The sequence below is a fragment of the Leucothrix pacifica genome (assembly GCF_003172875.1).
Classification (GTDB): Bacteria; Pseudomonadota; Gammaproteobacteria; order Thiotrichales; family Thiotrichaceae; genus Leucothrix; species Leucothrix pacifica.
The window spans coordinates 1-20,814 of record NZ_QGKM01000056.1 but is presented as its reverse complement, the minus strand read 5'-3'; the positions used below and the strand labels follow the sequence as shown (position 1 = coordinate 20,814).

General features: G+C 46.2%; 17 protein-coding genes. 5 read left to right on the top strand and 12 right to left on the bottom strand.

Annotated features, from left to right (window positions below):
• Positions 1 to 3: 3 nt before the first annotated feature.
• Positions 4 to 1,290, top strand: a complete 1,287-nt coding sequence (locus tag DKW60_RS16925; RefSeq protein WP_109838849.1) for a TRAP transporter large permease — start codon at positions 4 to 6, stop codon at positions 1,288 to 1,290.
• A gap of 38 nt (positions 1,291 to 1,328) precedes the next feature.
• Positions 1,329 to 2,399 (top strand): TRAP transporter substrate-binding protein, encoded by a 1,071-nt coding sequence (locus tag DKW60_RS16920; RefSeq protein WP_109838848.1) that lies wholly within the window; start codon positions 1,329 to 1,331, stop codon positions 2,397 to 2,399.
• A gap of 333 nt (positions 2,400 to 2,732) precedes the next feature.
• On the opposite strand, the gene DKW60_RS16915 is transcribed toward DKW60_RS16920, so the two are convergent.
• Positions 2,733 to 3,221 (bottom strand): tetratricopeptide repeat protein, encoded by a 489-nt coding sequence (locus DKW60_RS16915; RefSeq protein WP_109838847.1) that lies wholly within the window; start codon positions 3,219 to 3,221, stop codon positions 2,733 to 2,735.
• A 120-nt stretch (positions 3,222 to 3,341) separates the two neighbouring features.
• Between DKW60_RS16915 and DKW60_RS16910 the strand changes: the two genes are divergently transcribed.
• A complete protein-coding gene (locus DKW60_RS16910) occupies positions 3,342 to 4,745 on the top strand; it encodes a cytochrome-c peroxidase (RefSeq protein WP_109838846.1) in 1,404 nt (467 codons plus the stop codon).
• Between the two features lie 7 nt (positions 4,746 to 4,752).
• Here DKW60_RS16910 and DKW60_RS16905 read toward each other — a convergent pair whose 3' ends face one another.
• The 7 genes from DKW60_RS16905 to hemC form a co-directional block, all read right to left on the bottom strand.
• The gene (locus DKW60_RS16905) at positions 4,753 to 5,793 is read right to left on the bottom strand and encodes a DUF1853 family protein (RefSeq protein WP_109838845.1); all 1,041 of its coding nucleotides are present in this window, start codon (positions 5,791 to 5,793) and stop codon (positions 4,753 to 4,755) included.
• A complete protein-coding gene (locus tag DKW60_RS16900) occupies positions 5,786 to 6,535 on the bottom strand; it encodes a lipoprotein intramolecular transacylase Lit (RefSeq protein ID WP_109838844.1) in 750 nt (249 codons plus the stop codon). Before DKW60_RS16900 ends, DKW60_RS16905 begins: the two co-directional genes overlap by 8 nt.
• A 58-nt stretch (positions 6,536 to 6,593) precedes the next feature.
• Positions 6,594 to 11,948: an SdrD B-like domain-containing protein gene (locus DKW60_RS16895; protein ID WP_181389760.1), complete on the bottom strand. Its 5,355-nt coding sequence runs from the start codon at positions 11,946 to 11,948 to the stop codon at positions 6,594 to 6,596.
• 98 nt (positions 11,949 to 12,046) lie between these two features.
• The gene (locus DKW60_RS16890) at positions 12,047 to 13,276 is read right to left on the bottom strand and encodes a heme biosynthesis HemY N-terminal domain-containing protein (RefSeq protein ID WP_109838842.1); all 1,230 of its coding nucleotides are present in this window, start codon (positions 13,274 to 13,276) and stop codon (positions 12,047 to 12,049) included.
• Positions 13,273 to 14,340 (bottom strand): uroporphyrinogen-III C-methyltransferase, encoded by a 1,068-nt coding sequence (locus DKW60_RS16885; protein ID WP_181389759.1) that lies wholly within the window; start codon positions 14,338 to 14,340, stop codon positions 13,273 to 13,275. The genes DKW60_RS16890 and DKW60_RS16885 overlap by 4 nt, the downstream gene beginning before the upstream one ends.
• A gap of 33 nt (positions 14,341 to 14,373) precedes the next feature.
• The gene (locus DKW60_RS16880) at positions 14,374 to 15,150 is read right to left on the bottom strand and encodes a uroporphyrinogen-III synthase (protein WP_109838840.1); all 777 of its coding nucleotides are present in this window, start codon (positions 15,148 to 15,150) and stop codon (positions 14,374 to 14,376) included.
• Positions 15,150 to 16,082 carry a hydroxymethylbilane synthase gene (gene hemC / locus DKW60_RS16875; protein WP_109838839.1) on the bottom strand — a complete coding sequence of 311 codons (933 nt, stop codon included), beginning with the start codon at positions 16,080 to 16,082 and terminating at the stop codon, positions 15,150 to 15,152. Before hemC ends, DKW60_RS16880 begins: the two co-directional genes overlap by 1 nt.
• A gap of 81 nt (positions 16,083 to 16,163) precedes the next feature.
• Here hemC and DKW60_RS16870 point away from each other — a divergent pair, with 81 nt between their 5' ends.
• Positions 16,164 to 16,673, top strand: a complete 510-nt coding sequence (locus tag DKW60_RS16870; RefSeq protein ID WP_109838838.1) for a thioredoxin family protein — start codon at positions 16,164 to 16,166, stop codon at positions 16,671 to 16,673.
• Positions 16,674 to 16,693: 20 nt separating this feature from the next.
• Here DKW60_RS16870 and DKW60_RS16865 read toward each other — a convergent pair whose 3' ends face one another.
• The 4 genes from DKW60_RS16865 to rpiA form a co-directional block, all read right to left on the bottom strand.
• Positions 16,694 to 17,107 (bottom strand): hypothetical protein, encoded by a 414-nt coding sequence (locus tag DKW60_RS16865; protein WP_109838837.1) that lies wholly within the window; start codon positions 17,105 to 17,107, stop codon positions 16,694 to 16,696.
• Between the two features lie 169 nt (positions 17,108 to 17,276).
• Positions 17,277 to 17,624, bottom strand: coding sequence for a hypothetical protein (locus tag DKW60_RS16860; RefSeq protein WP_109838836.1), 348 nt, complete (start codon positions 17,622 to 17,624; stop codon positions 17,277 to 17,279).
• Between the two features lie 126 nt (positions 17,625 to 17,750).
• A complete protein-coding gene (locus DKW60_RS16855; RefSeq protein WP_109838835.1) occupies positions 17,751 to 18,356 on the bottom strand; it encodes an RraA family protein in 606 nt (201 codons plus the stop codon).
• Between the two features lie 100 nt (positions 18,357 to 18,456).
• A complete protein-coding gene (gene rpiA, locus DKW60_RS16850) occupies positions 18,457 to 19,116 on the bottom strand; it encodes a ribose-5-phosphate isomerase RpiA (RefSeq protein ID WP_109838894.1) in 660 nt (219 codons plus the stop codon).
• Positions 19,117 to 19,215: 99 nt separating this feature from the next.
• Here rpiA and ilvA point away from each other — a divergent pair, with 99 nt between their 5' ends.
• Positions 19,216 to 20,724 carry a threonine ammonia-lyase, biosynthetic gene (gene ilvA, locus DKW60_RS16845; RefSeq protein WP_109838834.1) on the top strand — a complete coding sequence of 503 codons (1,509 nt, stop codon included), beginning with the start codon at positions 19,216 to 19,218 and terminating at the stop codon, positions 20,722 to 20,724.
• Positions 20,725 to 20,814: the final 90 nt, after the last annotated feature.

Sequence of the window (20,814 nt, the reverse complement as noted above, 5' to 3'; positions counted from 1 at the left end):
CACATGTTAATATTCTTTCTCGTTATCTTTTTAGTACTGCTGCTACTCGGTATGCCGGTATTTTTTGCAATGCTGACCGGCCCCGGCATCATGCTCTATGTCGAAGGCATGGATCGCGACATTCCTTTGCTGTTTCGCAACATCTACAACGGTATCGACTCCTTCCCGTTGATGGCAATCCCCTTCTTTATGTTGGCCGGTGAGCTGATGAACCAAGGCGGCATCACCATGCGTCTGGTTGCCTTCTCACAGGCACTGATCGGGCATGTACGGGGTGGACTTGCTCACGTCAACATTCTATCTAGTATGTTGTTTGCGGGCTTATCGGGCTCTGCTGTGGCTGATACCTCTGCGCTGGGTTCTATGCTGATTCCAGCTATGGAAAAGAATGGCTACTCCCGTAAATTTGCCGCTGCGATCACTGCCGCCTCCTCGGTCATTGGCCCGATTATTCCACCGTCAGGCATTATGATTATCTATGCCTACACCATGGAAATCTCGGTAGCGGCTTTATTTGCTGCGGGTGTAGTTCCGGGTATTCTGGTCGGCTTAGGTCTGATGGGGATGACAACGCTGATGGCCAAGCGGTACGACTTCCCGGTCGCTGGTCGCAAGTCAACGCCTCGGGAGAAAGTAACAGCAACCTGGAAGGCATTCTTCCCGTTACTGACGCCTGTAATCATTCTCGGCGGTATTTTGAGTGGGGTATTTACACCCACAGAGGCATCAGCGATTGCGGTTGGCTATGCCATGGTCATCAGCTTATTCGTACTCAGAAGTGTGCGTTTCCGTGACCTACCAGACATCTTTACACGAAGTGCTATCTCATCGTCAGTCGTCTTATTATTGGTCGGTGCGGCAATCGCCTTTAAGACAGTTGTAAGCTTGTCTCACGCAGCTGAAATGATGGCAGAGTGGACATTATCACTTAGTGAGAACGCACTCATTCTGTTGTTCCTAATCAACATTCTGTTATTTATTGTTGGAATGTTTCTAGATGCAGGCCCTGCCATTATTATTCTTGGCCCAATTCTGGCACCGATTTTTATTAAATTAGGCGTAGATCCGGTTCACTTTGCAACGATCATGAGTGTTAACCTTACGGTGGGTTTGGCGACACCGCCCATGGGACTGGTGTTGTTTGTCGCCTCCAGTGTTTCGGGCGAGAAAGTACAAACGATTGCGCGTGCGATCCTACCCTTCCTGTTTGTTGAAATTTTGGTGATCTTTTTAATCACCTTCATTCCTGCAATATCAATGACCATTCCTAGACTGTTAGGGCTGGCCTGATTGTGTTTTTATAAAAAGCTTAAGAGGAGCTAATCATTATGAAGAAATCGACAAAATTATTATTGTCCAGTGTGCTCGGGGCGTCTATGTTGTTTGGAGCGGGTGTGGCTTCCGTTCAGGCAGCTGACTTTAAACTGCGTGCGGTTGCTAACTCAAACGAAAATGATGAAGACTACGATGGCTTAGTGGTTTTCAAAGATTTCGTTGAGTCTCGCTCTAATGGCAAAGTTGAAGTTGAGTTATTTATCGGTACGCAACTTTGTGCAAACGGTACGGAATGTCTGCAGGCTGTTGAAGATGGTTCAGTTGATATCTATATCTCTACGTCTGGTGGTGCTGCCAACATGTACCCTTACGTTCAGGTATTAGACTTGCCGTATATACTGCGTGATGATCGTATTGCTGAAGAAGTACTAAGCGGTGACTTCACACGTGAAATGCGTAAAGCAATCCTGAAAGATTCTGATGATAAAATTCGTCTGATGACCATTGGTAATACTGGTGGCTGGAGAAACTTTGCCAACACGAAGCGTGTGGTTAAGACTCCGGAAGACATGAAAGGTCTGAAAATTCGTACCGTTGTGGCTGACCTGCCTCAGGAATTGGTTAAAGCACTAGGCGCAAGCCCTACTCCAATCCCATGGCCTGAGCTGTTCACCTCATTCCAGACCGGTGTTGTTGAAGGTTCTAAGAACGGTATCACTGACATCATGGGGATGAAATTCCCGGAAGCTGGTTTGAAGAACGTCACATTAGACGGTCACGCTTACATGGGCGCATTGTGGTACATGAGCAATGAGAGCTTCATGAAGATGGATGAGGAAACCCGTAAAGTTATCGTTGACGGTTTTGACGCGCTACAGCAGGCGACTTTTGCGTCACCTAAGCGTAAATCCATTCAGGCTTATGCTGACTTCAAAAAGGCTGGCGGAAATCTTTATGTGCCAACACCTGCAGATAAAGCGGCATTTAAAGCAGCAGCTGCACCGGTGTACACTTGGTTCCAGAAGAACGTAAAAGATGGTGAAAAGTGGTTCTCACTGTTGTCATCAGAAGCTGAGAAGGCTGAGAAAGCGGTTGATGCAGCGTATGCTGCAGATGTGAACTAAGAAACCAAGAAACTGCAGGAGGCATTTATTATTTTTATATCGCCTCCCGCAGTGTTAGGTCTTAATTACAATCCGATGACCCGAGCTATCTTGCCCGGTGTTATCGGTTTATTACATAAAACATCAGCATTTCTTATTATTGTTTTTCTTCTTATTTTGTTTTGTTGCCGATTAGCCCCTAGAAGCTGATGACTATTCTACGGAATCGGACTTAACGATTTATTAACCTCAAAAGTTATATTTATATCTTTTGCTATGGTTTATATATTTGGTACAGCTGCGATTCAGATAAACGGTATGGTGTCCAAAAATGACAATATTTGGGTTGGATAATTAGTCATAAGGGTATAAATGAGTTTTGTAATCCGCGATCAGAATTTGAGCCTCCCTCACCTGCTCTTTGGTCATTTTCTTGATGACTTCTTCCTGACTGATCGCTGCATCAGGATCACCACCTATCGCCGACAGGACATACCACATATACGCACGCACCAAATCCTTAGCAACGCCCCGCCCGACTTCGTAATACCAACCCACACCAGACTGAGCACCCGGATGCGCCTTCATCGAGGCACGCAGATACCACTCAAAGGCACGTCGGTCATCGCGCTCCACACCAAGCCCCATCGCGTACATCACACCAATCAGCTCTTCAGCATCGGCATTGCCAGCCTGAGCTGCAGGGAGAAACTCAGTCATCGCTTCCTGAAAACGGCTTTGCTCCATCAGTTGGCGACCTTTTTCAACATCGGCAAATGCGCTACCCTGACATAACACAGCACTTAACAGACTTATGGCGATACTACGTTTTAATACTGACATGAACTTTCCTTTACTCGAATTTTTATACACTATTCGTGACATAGCCGGTTACCCGGCATGTGGTATTGAGCCTTACACCAACGATTATCCTTTTGTTACGAACACGAACGGTGATGACTGATGAAACGAGGATTAATTTTATCACTTTTGATTTGTCTTGGTTATTCTCTGGGGACTATAGGCTCAGTTTCTGCCGATGAGAACTTGCGTTTGGCAGCAAACCTAGAAACTCAGAATAATGCTGACGATGATCAACAAACCATTCAACTGCCACAGCCCCTGAAAGACGATGACTATCACGAGGTTTCTTTAGAAGCGGCCAGATTAGGGCAACTTCTGTTTTACGATAAGATTTTGAGTGGCAACCAAAATATCGCTTGTTCAACCTGCCACCATCACGACTTGGCCAGTGCAGATGGACTGTCATTGGGTATTGGCGAAGGTGGGATTGGACTTGGTACTGAACGTACCGTCGGCATAGGCCCTTCAAAGGTAAAACGTCGTGTACCACGTAATGCCTCAGCTTTATTCAATTTGGGTGCAAAAGAGTTTACACATCTGTTTCATGATGGGCGCGTCTCTATCGATCCCATTTTTCCCAGTGGTTTTAACACCCCTGCTGAAGAGTTTTTGCCAAAAGGCTTAAACAATTTGTTAGCCGCCCAAGCGCTTTTTCCCGTGACATCTCCGGTTGAAATGGCGGGGGAACGTAATGAAAATCAGATTGCCGGAGCCACACGGCGCAGACCTGATTATGTGTGGGCGATACTACTCAAGCGGCTTCAGGCCATAGCAGCTTACGAGCCATTGTTTAAAGCCGCCTATCCAGAGATTAAAGCCTCACCGGATATCACCATTGTTCATGTCGGCAATGCATTAGCGGATTTTATGGCACACGAATGGCGCTCTGATGAAAGCCCGTTTGACCACTATCTTAGAGGTGATCCATCAGCACTCAGCGATAAACAAAAACAGGGAATGGAGTTATTTTACGGCAAAGCTAACTGTTCAAGTTGTCACAGTGGCGCGCTGCAAACCGATCACGGGTTCCATGCTTTGATGTTACCGGGGTTTGGACCGGGCCGGACACGGCGTTTTGAATTCATCGCCCGCGACCAAGGCCGTATCAACGAGACGGATCGCTTAGAAGACGCGTATCGCTTTCGTACACCAAGTCTTCGCAATGTCACGGCGACAGCACCTTATGGCCATAACGGTGCGTATGCCACACTGGAAGGCATCATTCGCCATCATCTGAACCCTGTTGAAAGTTTAGCGCAATATCAGGCGGATCAACTGGTAATGCCAAAAGATCCTTATCTGGTTAAAACGGATTTTATTATCCAGCAGGACAAACGGGAAATGGCACGACTGAAGCGGCAGAATGATATTAACCTTCCTCCGTTATCAGATTCTGAAATTGATTTATTGATCGAGTTCTTAGGCGCACTGACAGATCAGAAAGCCCTTTATGGACGATTAAAAGCACCCGCTGAAGTACCAAGCGGCATAGCGGTTGATTAGACGTTGGCTAACTGTCAACAGCCTTTACTGAAGCAAAGTAGTCTTCAGGAAACTGGAAGTAACGCATAAACTCTTGTCGCTCATTCATCAGTACATAACACTGAGGCCGATGCATTGTGTTGGCAGCATTGCTCAAGAAGTCATGTAGATCTGTTTTGCTATAGTTTGCATTACTTAAACTATCTCTATCTGGTTTTGAAGATAAGCTTGAGCACTCCTGCGGATCAGCGAACTCTGAAAACCATTCCGGTTTTTGGATTGGGAACACCTGCTTAATAGAATATTTACTCGCATAAGCGGAGACATCACTACCCCAGATTGCATGTAGATGATGCGCTGATACTCCTTCGGGATATTGATAAGTCGTTGAAGCACTTGAGTCCAACTCATTGCGTGAACTTGGGCTTGGGCTTGGGCTTGGGCTTGGGCTTGGGCTTGGGCTTGGGCTTGGGCTTGGGCTTGGGTACTCAGGATAAAACAATCGCCCTTTCACCATGCAACAACGTTGATCAATCGGGTACTTAATTTTATCCGGATGCAAACAACTAAGCTGAGTTTGTCGCTGTTTGAGATGATTAAGCTTCTTGCCAAAGGTGTCCCTGAGATTACTCCCATACCAATTCAATGCGTTCTGAAGATCGAATAACCCCATATAGAATTTCACAGTCACCTCAAGGTGAATGATGGCATCCGTTTTGCGATCACGAATAATAAAATCCAACTCACCTAACGTTCTTCCATCGCCCTGAATTTGCAGGTTTCGGTCAATCAAATCATAGTTCGGACTAATCGCTAGCCAGAAGGCAACTAATGCCTCAAACCGATGACCCAGCGCTTTGCTTTTTAAAGCACTGAGATGTTGTTCTAAAGGTAAAGGATTTTCATCCAGCTCAGTCAAAACCGTCAGGCAATCCATGTACTCCGCACTCAAATGGGCATTATCCCACCAGGTGACACCTGAGAAATAACCTGATACCAGAGGCGGACTCGCAATGACCCACGCAAGATCCCTGACTATGCGGTGTCGCCACCTCAGGAGATCAGTCATGAGTCATAGTACGGGCGCTAAAAATCTGCCTGATAAACCACATAATAATGACGAAAATGATCGCTGCCACAATGACCAATAAGACTGCGATGTAAGCAAATAGATCAGGTGCTTTCATCATGGTGCTCATCAGTGATTCTTCATAATAAAAAAACCACTTATGATCATCTGGGAAGGCCCAAACATGCAGCTGATAAAACACATCATGCGCACCAATAAGCAAGATAATGCCTGTGATCACTATCAGTGCAACGAAAGTATAGCTAAGCAAGGCTTTAAACGATGGCATCACAATGCGGCTTTTATAGAGCCAGACAATCAAAGTGACAAACAGAACAAAAGAACCATACAGTAAGATTTTCATGCGTTCGATCAGAATCGCGACATCTTGCAAATGCACCACTTCATCATGCGTTAATAAGCCAACCGACTGCCCCTGAGCGTCGATATAGGCCAGTGATGCTAAACCATCACCGTGCCGATGAATGGCATGCACAATCCCTTCGAATAAGTCGTAGCGTTGACTTTGTGCGGTCAAGGCAAAATCATGCTTCAGCGGATTCGCAGGCGCGAAACGCGCTATATGCTGATCGATCCCAATCAACGAATAGAGGTATTCATAACCAAAGTTAAGTGGGATCCAAACGATCCAACTTAACCCTAATGCAAGTATAAATGCCAAAAAAGTCAGACACAGCCAGCGAACCTTTCCGCCGGTCTGTGCTTCTGTCATTACTTTCATCGATAGCTCTTAATTCGAACAGAAGTTCAGAGTTTACCACTATCAAACATGCTGTGACTTAATCATCAACTTTCACACGGTAACTCACATTACCACTGCTTCCACCGGTCAATGTGCCGGTAAAGCGCCAATGGATATCACTAATGCCCATTACCGGACTACAGGTCATGCCAGCCGGTGTCAGATGACATGCACCCGAGCCAGGGACAAACTCTGTATATGCTGGTGCAACATCATTGACTCGCAAGTCTGTAATTGGACCGGTTCCTGTATTGCTATAGTAAACACGGTATTCCAATACATCACCCGGATCAGCTTGATTAATGGTCTGGGTTTCCGCTGTATTCTTACTGATATTTTTTACGCTTTTTCTTAGTTCTAAACGTGATGGACCAAGCTCTGGTGTCACCGGAGTCGCTGCAACAGCATCCTGTGCGGGGACGGGGTCAGTCGCTGGAGTTGCCGGAGTGCCCGGAATCTCGGGCGTGGTTTCTGTTGCAGGTACATTGGGCGTGGCAGGCTGAGCCGGCTGGCTAGGCACTGCGGGTTCTGCAACCACAGCAGGTGTTGCTGGCAAGGTCGGTGTCACAACCTGTCCGGCTGTCGTCACATCTGTCACCATCAATTGAATATCACCCGCACCACTTCCACCAAATGCAAAGTCAGCGGTGATGGCGACACGGTATTGATCACGCGCCGCAACGTTAGAAGGAGCATAGACTTTATCGATAATACACACTGACTCTCCTGCTGAAATCGCAATCGGTGAAGTATTCAACGATGACTGCCCCTCAGCACCGTTTAAGATGCCATCACAATTGCTATCGCGGTACAGCAACTTAGCCCAACCCGGACTTTGATGTAGACTCCCAAGCGCGGAGAATGAAACCGTACCTGACGCAGGCGAGGTAAACTTATGAGCATAAAATACCACATTACCCGGGATAATCTCCCCTGTGTGGTTCGGCTCAAAGGTTGGCTTACGAATATCACCAAAGTCCAGACCTGTGTATTCCGTAGCGGGCGTTGCAGTAAAGCTAATCACATCTGTTGATGCCGTGTAAGTACCACCACTGTTTCCAACATCTGCACCTGTTGTTTCATAGCCACTCGCATTATATTCGCGCACATTGACGGTTGTTGCCGTTCCCGGCACATACAGCGCATAACTACCGTCTGTTTTAGTAATAGCAGAATCATAAACATTGCCGCTGGCATCGGTCGCTTCAACTTTAACACCCGAAATACCTGACTCACCGCCATCTTGTATTTCATTAGCCGAGTTGCCACCCAACATGCCATTATCATCAAACACGACTCCGCGAATAATTATTCCATTGTAATCACCAAAATCTTGCCGATGAACATCCGCCTCATGAACTGTGATGCTGCGTGTGTTATTTGTTGTAGAAATATAGGTCGCTGGATCGCTCACTGCTGGTGGGCAGCTCGCATAACCGTATGGCGCATCTGATGCATCAGACTCATAGATCTTATAATCACCAGACATCACTTTGTCGAACTTATAAAATCCATTGGCATCCGTATCAACACTCAAACAACGCTCTTCACCCCACGGTGAACCATGCAGCACAACGGTAACGCCAGCAATTCCGGACTCACTGTTCTCACGAAGACCGTTGTTATTAGCATCGTTCCAGACAGTACCGGTTACTTCATAAGTATCAGGAATCAAACCGATATCTAAGGTAAAGTTAGAAAAATCATCACCCGTAGGGTCTGACAAGAAGGCAACATTATCACCAAGTGGTTCATTACCCAGTGGAATACCCCCAGGTACCGGAGGAGTCGCAGACAAGGTTAGTAGACCAGTGCGTATACCGTCTGTTAATGGTGAACCTGTTGAGTATGCGTGCTGATCCCCCGTCTCATTATTGTCATCACTCTCAGGGGAAAGTACAACTGATGCGGTCCAGTGTTCAAGTAAGGCATCGTCCTGAAATTCACTCGCCGGGATTTCGATGTAATAGTCGCCAGAGTCCAGTACATTAAAGAAGTAGCGCGCTGGCTTTTCAAGACCAATCGTCGTGGTTTTAACGAGAGTGCCATCAGGCTTCCTGAGATTCACACGAACACCGTCAGGCGCAGGGTAATCTACTTCGGCATCATACTTACCATCCCCATCGATATCGGCAAATACGAAATCACCGATCGAGTAGGAGGCAATTTGTACTGTGGCATTTCCGGATTCAAAAAATTGCGCCGGAGGCAAAGTCTGCGAGTCCAGTGAGAAACGGTTGGTATAAATATCACCTGATTTATTGGCATTTCCAGAAGCAGGATCAGCAGAATCACCCGCTCTCAAGGTCATCGTTGCATTTACCCCTTGGCGAGGATTACCGTCCTTATCCAGGTTATAATTTGAGATAAACTTCAGTGCGGTTACCGAGGCGAAATCTGCCGGACAGGTTGCGGTCCCGAAATCAGCTTCCAAACACCAGTTTGATACATTGTTATCCGGATCAACAATAATGGTGGTTGGATCATCAACAGTATAATACCAGGTACCCATTGCGTCCTCAGATCCGCCAGGGACACTGCCATCCAACCATTCGACTGTAGGTGCACCGACCAACTCCAAAGTACCACTGAAACTAGAGGCAGGACTCCGATCAAGTACGCTATCACCATTAAACGGTAAAATATCAATAACAACAGGTTTTGCTATCTCAATAGCTGCTGAGAAGTTAGACCATGACAAGGTATAGACCTGATCATCATTCCGATCATCTAGCGGTACATCAACCTTTTTTGAGACCTGTATTTCACCGATCTGCTCCAGACTAATAGTGTGGGTGTCGGATCTTGCCGCCAGGGATGACAAGACGTTGTCCGCCCGTATCTCAGCATAATTAATGACGGAACTTCCATCTTCGGCCAGTGGATTGGTATCGGTACAAATAATACGAGGTGGAATTGCGGTGTTCGCCCGAAGGTCACCAAGCTCCCAAACTAGTCGGGTATATCCCGGTGCGGGATTACCATCAACATCCATATTGTACTGAACCTGACCGGCGGGCGTTCCCCCGTCATAATCAATCGTACAACTATGGTTATAACTCACGTTTGGTGGCAATACATTAATGATCTGGAGGTTTTCGGCATAGGTTGGCTCAGCCAGCGTCGATTGCACAGCGGTATCCACTTGCCAAACTATCTGATTACCTGCCAACGTGGTTGTTGTGTTGGCTGGTGCAGCGTAAGGTGTAATACTGTGTGAATCCAGCGTCATACTCAAGCGTGTGATGGTAACTCTGTCACCGTCCACCTGAGCTGTTTCCGGTGATGGATAGTAACTTCTTCCTGTCCAATTGCTAGACCACTCATCCGACTTAAAGCCACCAAAGTTAGCCAGTACCGTCCCCACTGGAATGATCTCACCATCATATGGGCCACCTTTGAAACGGTCACGAGCTTTGATTGGAGTAATAAACCTGATTTGCTGCCCCGGCTCAAAAGTCTTACCAGCGGCCTTGGCTGCATCACTGAGTACTGCTCGCGCGGCATTGACATTATCTATTCCACCCGGAACATCATTCGGATCTGTATACCATTGACCATTTGACGGACTATCATCATTACAGCGAGCTGCGGCTTGCTTATCCCAATTACCATTGTAACGTCCGGTAACTACATCATAATCACTACCGGGCACCCCATCGCCGTTCAATGGATCATCACCACTTAAATCAATATTGGCATACTGAATCGTATAATCACGGTAATCATGACCATTAACAGCATAGGTACCCATAAACGCATAGGTACCAGCGGACGCGCCTACATCACCACGATCAGTCAGTTGACCGACTGTATTATCAAAAATATCGCACGCAATCGGATTGTTTAGCCCTACCGTTCCTTTGTTGTAAACCAGTATCCAACCAGCAACTGCCTGTCCGGTTTCGAGCTCACCATCACCGGAGTGATAGGAAGATGTTCCTGAATATGTATAACTCAGGACGCGATTGTCAGTCGTTTTGAGGTTGCGCTTGCTAAACGATCCGTCCGGTATCAAACGAAATTCAGTGGCACCCAGTTGATTGTTACTTCGTTTTCCGTCAATAAGATCACCGTTGTAACCCGGTTCTTTATCACCAGCGAAGTTAGCAACGCCTGACGGGCTGACTGGATCAAAATCCTTTAATAAGCTTGATAGATAGACAGCGCCAGTGTTATTCCCTGCAATACCATCCGTCATGTCGATAGAGCGAAACGGAATAAATACCTGAACACGATGGTTCATGACATAATAAGGTCCAGCAGTTAGATCTATCGCTCCGACCGCTTTCGTTGGGTAGTGCGTCCCTGACAAATCCACATTGTCGATCGTAATCTTATAGCTTGTTGAAGTGGGATCTAGTGGATCTTCTCGTTCATAGGTACAATCTCCTGAGTCGAGTACATGCTCAGACTCCGGGCGATCGGTACGAATGTTCATACGTCCCCAAGTCTCAGTTCCCCATCCTGATGGGTTTGGGATACACTGAGTGATATGAAATTCCAGATCAAACTCAGGACCGGCGGATGAGTCTTTGGTCGCGGTAAAAACATCATTAAAAGTAATTGGCTGAGTAATCTGTTCAATCCCCGTTTGCCTACCTGCTGCCATACGATAATGCATATATGCGACAAAACCTTTCTCAGGTCCTTGCCCAACATCCATCGTTGTGACGTTATTATTACGAATGGCCTGAGTCGTACTGATGGAGTGAATCAAGTCATAAGCCGGCGCCGCTGAAATCATTATCGGACGGTCATCCGAGTATTCATTTTTTGTGGCATTTTCGTTGCCGTCAGAATCTAAAGAATACACACGCTGTGTACTGGTATAACTGGAACCGTTCTTTGAGTAACCGGATGGTTTTACACCAACTGTAAAAATACGCCCCTGCCCTTCGGCAAACGCACCTAAGTTACACGTTAAGGTACTACTGCCGTCGGCATTTTCTACGATACTTGAGGGAGGATTAGTTCCACCACCTGCATCTTCACGGCAAGCCGCAGGCATGGACTCAAAACTTACAACGGCACCAGCTGATGGATGAATGGTTTGCTCGATAACAACATCTGTCAGGACCGGATCACCTACTGGAATCGAGGCATCACCACCGTTAACAGAGATCGACCAGAGATGAGTCACTATATCTTGAGTTCGGACGATACGGTTGCGTTCTCCACAATCCGCTCCAAGCATATCGGTATCAGTGTCTGACGAGCACGGCAGAGGCGTTCCGGATGCATCGGTCTGGAATTGACCAAAAGGTTCCGTACCATCATTAAGGCCACCATCCAAAGGACCAAAGTTTATATTAGGAGTGGTTGCGTAGCTTATATGTGAAAACGCAATTAGTAATAGAACACCAACAGACCTTAAGCCCCAGTCAAACATACGATACATACCTTTATTTTTATAATTAGCCAACAGTGAAAAGTTGGTCGGTACGCCATAATGGTTCAATCATAGTGAACTAATGCTTAATGAGCCATTTAGTCGCCGGAGTCTACTAATCTTTTAAACGGTTGTGCCTTCCCTTGCACACAGTATCGAAGGCCTTGTCGATAGCAACGTTGTGCATTATCAAGATCCCCCATAGACGTTAACAATTCGGCAAACTCATTATAAACCGCTTTATCCGGCACCAGAGACAGCGCTCGCTCATAATAATCAGCACTCGACGTATAATCTGAAGCCTGACTCGCTAAGCGTCCGAGGCACAATAGCATTGCGGAGTCCCCCGGCATGGAAGTCTGCCACTGCATCGCTGTTTCAAACGCCTCAGCAGGCCGACGATGTTTTATCTCCCCATACACTTTAACCAGCGCCCTGCTAGGCTGTTCGGATATTTTTTGCTCTAATAATGGTGTCGCCAATTCTCCACCACCCGCATTATTTAGCGCAGTGGTATAGGCCTCTATGGCGTATTCTTCATTCCGGACATTATCGGGTAATTGTTGCCAAAGCGTGGACAAGGCCGGAATGTCTTTTTTACCTGACGTACTCTCAAACAGGCCAGTCACCGCCCGTTGGAAGTATGGCTCGTAGTCACCCCCTCTACCCTCCGGCTGTTTGACCAATTCCGGAATAAGTTTCACTAATTGCCGCCAATCTTCCTGCTGGTAATAAACCTGCGCAAGCAATTGATTAGGATACGGATGACTCGGAGCCAGCTCTCTAAGGTGCGTTAAGGTAGCTCTGGATTGCTCGATTTGACCACTCTCAAACTGCATAGAAGCCTGTGAGACTGCCACTGCAATTTCAGCTTCATCACCGTAAGCACTGGCTACTTTTAAATACTCATCACGCTGTTGAGTATTCTTTAACATATGTGCACAGTGAGCTGCCCCCAGATAATTCAGCAGAGGTGTTTCAGAGTACGCCACGTTCTTAACCAGTAATTTCTCTGATTCGGCGAAGTGCCCCTCTACCAAGTTTACCAGACCATTTTTCAAATCCAGCTGCGCTTCAGCATGATATTTATTCTCCCGGTTCTGACTAATACGCTTCGGCGCTAATAACAACGCAACGATTGAGGCGATCAACACGTATCCGAGAATAAATAACAGAATCAAACCTACTACCAGGGTAAAGCTACTTAACTCTAAGGTATAGCTCTGACCCCATAACACCACCAGATCTTGTGAGTTTCTCAGCAACATTAATCCCACGATGTAAAGAACACCGATCAACAGCAAAATCAGAAAAGGATACAGAATCATTTACTTGCCTCTGCCGGATGTGCATTTGATAACACTAAATCCATCACATCTGGTGACTGTAGTTCGGGGAAATCCGGACGGTGTAGTAAATTCTTTAAGGCATCAACATCGGCACTCAAGTCATCTCCAGACTGTGATATTTGTTCTGTCTCAATAAGCGACTGAATCTCCTGAAGCTGTAGTTGATAAGCTTCAACCTGATTGCGTAACCCTAAGTGCTTTAAATTTTCTAATTTGAGTCGAAGTAATTCGTAGCGTACCGACTGGGCATCACCACTGATACGTTTAGCCAGATCCTGATCATATTGTTTAATGACCACCACCTCGCTAATGCTCGCCTGAACACGTTGAAACAAGGAGTTTCTCCCACCGGCATCGGCATCTGATTCAGTTGAAGGATCAACCACAGCAGAGCCTCTACTCATCGCACGCTTTAAACTCAGCGCTAAGCTATCAATTTGTTTGACCAACTGAGCCGGATTGTAGGACTTAGCGCGTTTCACTAATGCGATATCGGTTGCCAATGCCTGACGTACCGGTAAATAAGCTTCAGAGCCGAGTTCAATTAATATTTCATCCGCCAGTACTAAAGCCTTTTGCGCAGCAATCGGATCTTCATCTAATTGGAGTTTTCTTTGCGCGGTTTTTAACAGATAACGGGCCTCTTCGATTTTCCATTGATTAGTCTGCTTCTGAGGCGTTTTGAGAATTTCTTGCTGGATTGTCAGCTGGCGAACTTGCTCGTTTAAAGTGTCAGCAACATAAGCACTGGTATTACTCACTTCTTTTAACTGGCTTAGTTCCCGTGCATTCTGCTCACTGCTGGATTTCAGCTGATCACGCACCTGCGCTTGCCATTCCTGAATGACATCTTTGCGCGCTAACTCAGGCAAAATATCTCTGGCAACCTTGGCATTTAGGCCTGCTTCCTTGGCCTTGTCCTGAACACGAAGAAAGTTTTTATAGCCCGCTGCAATACCTACCACGGTAAAAAACAATGCCAGCCAGGTTAAAAACAAGGTAAACAATGAGCGTTTCCGCAATGTCCTAATTTGCTTTTCCATCCCTGAGCCTTGAATAGCCATCGATTCTTATACCTATCTGTTTTTATCGTTAACCCAGTCCTGGATGCGACTGAAGATACTGCCATCGCTTGGGTCTGGCGCGACCAACACGCGTCCTGCATGAGAGGTTTGTTTTACCATGGAGGCGATACGTTCGCTTCCCACAAGTAATGTGGTGTCATTTAACCATAACTGACCTTTACCTAAGCGAAACAAGTGGTGCAAACTTTCAACACTAGTCAGAATAATTATATCGAGTCCACTCTGCTGCTGTAACTTAACTAAGGGCAATAAATTATCAGCAGGACAAATTCGCCGGTACACATCGATATAATCAACGCAGGCACCACGCTCTGACAAGGTCTCTCTTAATAAGCTGCGCCCACCCTCACCCCGAATAATCGCGATTGACAAGCCCTTAACCGCTTGCAAGTCAGCACAAGCCAGTAGTGATTCACTATTGAAGGTATCGGAAGGCACAATAGATACCGAAATGCCATGATGTGACAAGCACTGCGCTGTTTTCTTTCCGACTGCAGCGACTTTCACTGTTTCCGGTAAGCCATCTGTAAGATAAGATAAAGCACACTCAACCGCATTGGGACTGGTGAAAATAAGAAAATCGTATCGATCAAGAACTGCAAGTTTACGCCTGCAGCCATCTGTATCTGAAGGCTCTACAATATCGAGCAAAGGGAAATTAATCACCTCCGCACCGACATCCTGTAACTGCTGGCTTATTTGTGCTGCCTGATGTACGGGGCGTGTAACAACAATCGAACGCCCCTGCAGCGGTAAGCCGTTAACCATTAATCAACGTTGATGCCGATACTTTCCAGCACACTGCGCCCGCCTTGTGCCAACAGATCTTCGGCAACCGCAACACCAATGGACTCGGCATCATCGATTGAGCCAGTCATTTCTGCGCGATAAATTGTTGAACCGTCAGGATAACCAATTAATCCGCGCAAGTGAATTTGATCACCATTCAACTCGGCAAAACCAGCGACCGGAACCTGACAGCCGCCATTTAAGCGATTGTTTAAAGCACGCTCAGCACGAACACGGACGGCGGTATCATCATGAATCAGCGGTGCTAACAATCCATTGATTCGCTCATCATCTACCCGACACTCGATACCCACCGCACCTTGTCCAATAGCAGGCAAACTTTTCTCAGTGGCAATGCGTTCACGAATACGCGCTTCAAAACCAAGACGCATCAGGCCTGCTGAGGCCAAAATAATGGCATCGTATTCATCATTATCCAGCTTAGCCAGGCGTGTATTGACATTACCGCGTAAATCAAGAATTTGTAGATCAGGACGATATTCACGGATTTGTGTTTGACGACGTAAGCTGCACGTTCCTACGCGCGCATTCAAAGGTAGCGCATCAATGGATTCAATCGTATTAGACACGAACGCATCCGTTGGATCTTCACGCTCCATAATCACAGGAAGGTGCAGACCCTCCGGGAATGCCATCGGCACATCTTTCATGGAATGAACCGCAATATCTGCTGTCCCTTCTAACATGCCTGTTTCCAGCTCTTTAACAAACAGACCTTTACCACCTACCTTGGCTAAAGGGGTATCCAAAATTATATCGCCACGTGTCATCATACCTACTAGTTCCACTTGCAAATCCGGATGGATTTGTTGTAAGCGATTGGCAACATGCTCAGCTTGCCAGATTGCGAGTGCACTTTTGCGCGTTGCGATGCGTAAGGTATTGGACATAAAGGGCTTTCTTTACAAGATTGAAAGTTCAGCACTTTACGACAAAATCGGCATGGTGGCAAAAGCTAAGAGGAGAATCACATGAAATTAAAATGGTTAGTATTACCACTGATTGCGGTGTTCGTGAGTTTCAGTCACTTATCCGCCTCTACCGTTGATGATACAGACACACCTCGTACCGAGCATGTGGTCATCGAGGAAAACAACCTGCAGAAGCTTTCTGAGGAAATGAAGCGGAACAAATTAGGTCTGGTGATTATGTTCCATGCTGAATACTGTGACTTTTGTGACAGGCTTGAGCATGAACTGCTGCAACCAATGGTGCGCAGTGGCGAATATGATGACAAAGTCCTGATACGTAAAATTCAGGTAGATGGCGCATACGACTTGGTGAACTTTAATGGTCAGCAGGTTTCTTCTGACCAGTTAACAACCATGTATGACGCCTCGATGACGCCCACTCTGGTTTTCTTAGATGCCGAAGGTGCGGAACAGGCAGAGCGCATATTAGGCTATACCACTCCCGATTTTTTTGCAGCTTACGTTGAGCGTGCGATCAACAAATTACACAAGGCCGTTAGTGCACAGTAAATGATGTGGGGTAAATACCGCTAGCTCGTTTTACAAATCGGTGAGTCATCCGGATTTTCAACACTGTCCACAATAACCTCGATGAACTGATTAAACTCTTCCATCGAGATACTGCTCAGTATGCGATTCATCACGTCCGGGTCTACCTTGGCAATTGTCTGCTGATTATTCGCTAACTGTATGTAAATACCAGCGGTACTGACGTTAGCGTCATCTTCAAAGCTCTCTTGCAATAATAGCGTGTCTTTTTCTGATAGTTCATCGTAAAGGCTATCAATGTCGTTCCAAAGCTCATCGTTTGTAAAATCAGGCACTTTTACATTGAGTGATTTTTGAACTGCTTCATGCTCGATCTGAAAGGAAATGTTTCGGTTTGCGAGCGTTTCGGTGAATTCATCGCAGTACTGCTGATTGAAGAATAAATATTCAAGCATAGCCAAGGACTAACATTGCGTAGGGAATCCCATAGTACGCAGGTGTGATAAACAACAAAAGGTTGCCGTATGGATAGAAGCTATCTCTTAAGCAATAAGGGCATCGGGATTCAGCATAGAACGCCCCACCATCCCTCATCTAATTACTGAGAGATGATGGGGAGGGATTTTACTGCGTACCGCGGCGAACTGTTGTGGTGCTTTGTGTATAAAACTGCGACCCCAACCAACCTGAATTAGTACCTGTCGAATTATTTGATGATGTGCCGTAATTCTTCCAGATATACGCAGGTGCCAACATCCCCAAATAAGTACCACCGATTAAACCAAGTGTCTCTCCTGCAGAGTCGGCAATACCATCACCGGCCTTGGCGCCCAGATAACCACCTAATACAGCACCGATTACTGTCGATGCAGTCTTCTCAGGCGTACTAACTAAATCCAGACCTTCTGTAGGCACCGTCGAGCAAGCCTGTAGTGACAAACACAGGGGAATAATGAGTAATATTTTTTTCATATCAAAAATCCATTTGAGGTTTTAGGTAAGCACTGTCTTGGGGTATAAGTGCCTGATTAGCCCAATTTATTATAATAGAGCAAATGCCCTACTAAAGTGAATAATTGGACAGATAAGGTTCACTGATTACTCACCAATAATACTTTTGATCTTCGCTTCATGGCTCGTTCGCCAATCAGCCAACGATTGAGCTTCTGCCTTTTGTTTCTTCTCAAGAGCAGATTTTAGTGTCGATTCAATCTCCGCTTTAGGAATCACCACTATTCCTTCTTCATCCGCAACAATTAAGTCACCAGTGTTTACGCTTACACCACCACAATTAATCTCTACTTGTGACTCACCATCGTTGGTTTTACCGCCCGGCTTCGGGAACACACCACGTGCGAACACTGCGAAATTAATCTCTTTCGCTTCACCAACATCACGAATCACGCCATCTATTACAAAACCCGCCACTCCGTTTTGCTGAGCGACCGCACAGACATTGCCACCTGCCACTGCATAGTCATTGGCATCTGTCTCAACCACAATAACAGCACCTTTCGGTGCTTTATAGATCGCATCATGCAAATAAGTATTGCTGCGATTAGTGCAACGCACTGTAAACGCATACCCCATCAGTCTGGGTATCGGGCTTAGCAATGATCTTATCCCGATATCCATCGCCTGACCGGCCGATTGTGCATCTGAGATATCAGTGGCTAATAATGATTGATAGACTTCAGAAACCATAGTTAATCCTTTTCCAGCTTGCTTAGAAATAAGAGCTGTACCCTCTAAAATACGGAGAGTACATCGCGATAATTTTGTTTATTTGCTCGAATCACAACAATCAGGCTGTAACAACCTGTGCACCACCCGGAGCACCCAAAATCAACACATCCGCTGGTCTGGCGGCGAATAAGCCAACCGTGACCACACCAGTAATTTGGTTAATCTCACGTTCTAATGTAACGGGATCCACAATATGCAGGCCGCTCACATCCAAAATAATATTGCCGTTATCAGTGATGTAGTCGAGACGTAAACTAGGATTACCACCCAGCTTCACCATCTCTCTGGCAACGTAGCTTTGCGCCATTGGAATCACCTCAATTGGCAAGGGGAAGTCACCCAATACATCCACCAACTTACTTTCATCCGCAATACAGACAAATTTATCACTGGCAGCCGCAACAATTTTCTCGCGCGTTAACGCTCCGCCACCACCTTTTATCAGGTTCAAACGTGGGTCTGACTCATCCGCTCCATCGACATATAACGATAATGGTCCGGTTTGATTGAGTTCCAGTATTTTATAGCCATGCCCTTTTAGTCGCTCAGCCGTTGCAACAGAACTGGCAACCGTGCCTTCCAAAGGTATTCTTTTTTCAGCCAGCAAATCGATGAAGTGGTTTGCCGTAGAACCAGTACCTACTCCGATTACTGTTTTTTCTTCTACATAAGCCAGCGCAGCTTCGGCGGCAGCACGCTTCATTTCGTCTTGTGTCATGGCGGTTGTATTCCCAAATTGAAATACTGACATCATACCGAATGATGGTACGCTATGGCACTCTTTACATAGCGATATAATGCATTCTTAGCCTACCCAATGAAAAACGATCTGATTGAAAAAATACTCAAAGCCCGCGTCTATGATGTGGCGCGTGAAACGCCACTGGAGCTGGCTCGCTCCCTATCACAGCGTTTCAATAATACGATTTATTTAAAGCGGGAAGACTTGCAGCCGGTATTCTCTTTTAAACTGCGCGGTGGGTTTAATTGCATGCATAACTTATCGCCAGAAGCGAAGGCCAAAGGTGTGATTGCAGCTTCAGCGGGAAACCATGCGCAAGGAGTCGCTTATGCCGGCACTCATTTAGGCATACCCACCACGATCGTTATGCCGGTGATTACGCCCGATATCAAAGTGAATTCCGTTCGCGCCTTTGGTGGTAATGCGGTGCTACACGGCAACACTTTTGATGAGGCTTACCAATATGCAATGGAGCGGTGTGAAAAAGAAGGCCTGACATTCGTCCATCCGTTTGATGATATAGATGTAATTGCCGGCCAAGGGACTATTGGCATGGAAATCACTCGGCAACATCCTAACCCTCTTGATGCAATTTTCATCTGCGTCGGCGGTGGTGGTTTGATCTCTGGCATTGGTAGTTGGATTAAATATCTCAGCCCTGAAACCCGAATTATTGGAATTGAGCACGAAGAAGCACCGAGTATGACGCGCGCTTTAGAAACGGGTGAACGCATTACCTTGGATCAAATCGGTACTTTTGCAGATGGTGCTGCAGTGAAACAAGCTGGTGAGAACACATTCAGGATCGCTCAGGACGTGGTAGATGACATGATCACCGTGAGTACTGACGAAACCTGCGCTGCCATTAAAGATGTCTTTGAAGATACCCGAACTTTGCTGGAGCCAGCAGGTGCCTTAGGCGTTGCGGGCATGAAGAAATACATCCAACAAAATGACTGCGAAGGTAAAAAGTTTGTCGCAATTAGTAGCGGCGCTAATGTGAATTTTGACCGCCTGCGTCATGTGGCGGAGCGCGCTGAAATCGGTGAGCAGCGCGAAGCGTTGTTTGCAGTGTCTATTGCTGAGCAGCCGGGTAGCTTTAGGCAGTTTTGTGAAGTCATCGGTAATCGCTCGATCACTGAATTTAATTATCGCTATGCTGACAAAGAACAAGCTCAAGTCTTTGTCGGAGCGAAAATAGCTGATATCGATGAAAAAGATCAATTGCTACAACAGTTCAGAGATCTCGGTAATCCAGTACTGGACCTCACGGACAATGAGGTCGCTAAAGTCCACCTAAGATTTATGGTGGGTGGTCACGCACCGGAAATCGATGATGAATTGCTATACCGTTTTCGCTTTCCGGAACGTCCGGGCGCATTGCTGCACTTCTTAAATAGCATGGGTCACTGGAATATAAGTCTGTTTCATTATCGTAACCACGGCTCAGACTTTGGTCGGGTACTGGTGGGTATTCAAGTGCCCGATAGTGAAAGAGAAGCGTTTAACCAATTCCTTGAAAAGCTTGGATATGACTATCAGGAAGAGACACAGAATCCTGTCTACCAATACTTTTTAAGGTGAGGGCTAACTCAAGACTAGAGATATTTAACTAGAAAAAGAGGCTAGTTAAAAACTACTTCATAAAAAATTTCTCTGTACACGACAAAAAAT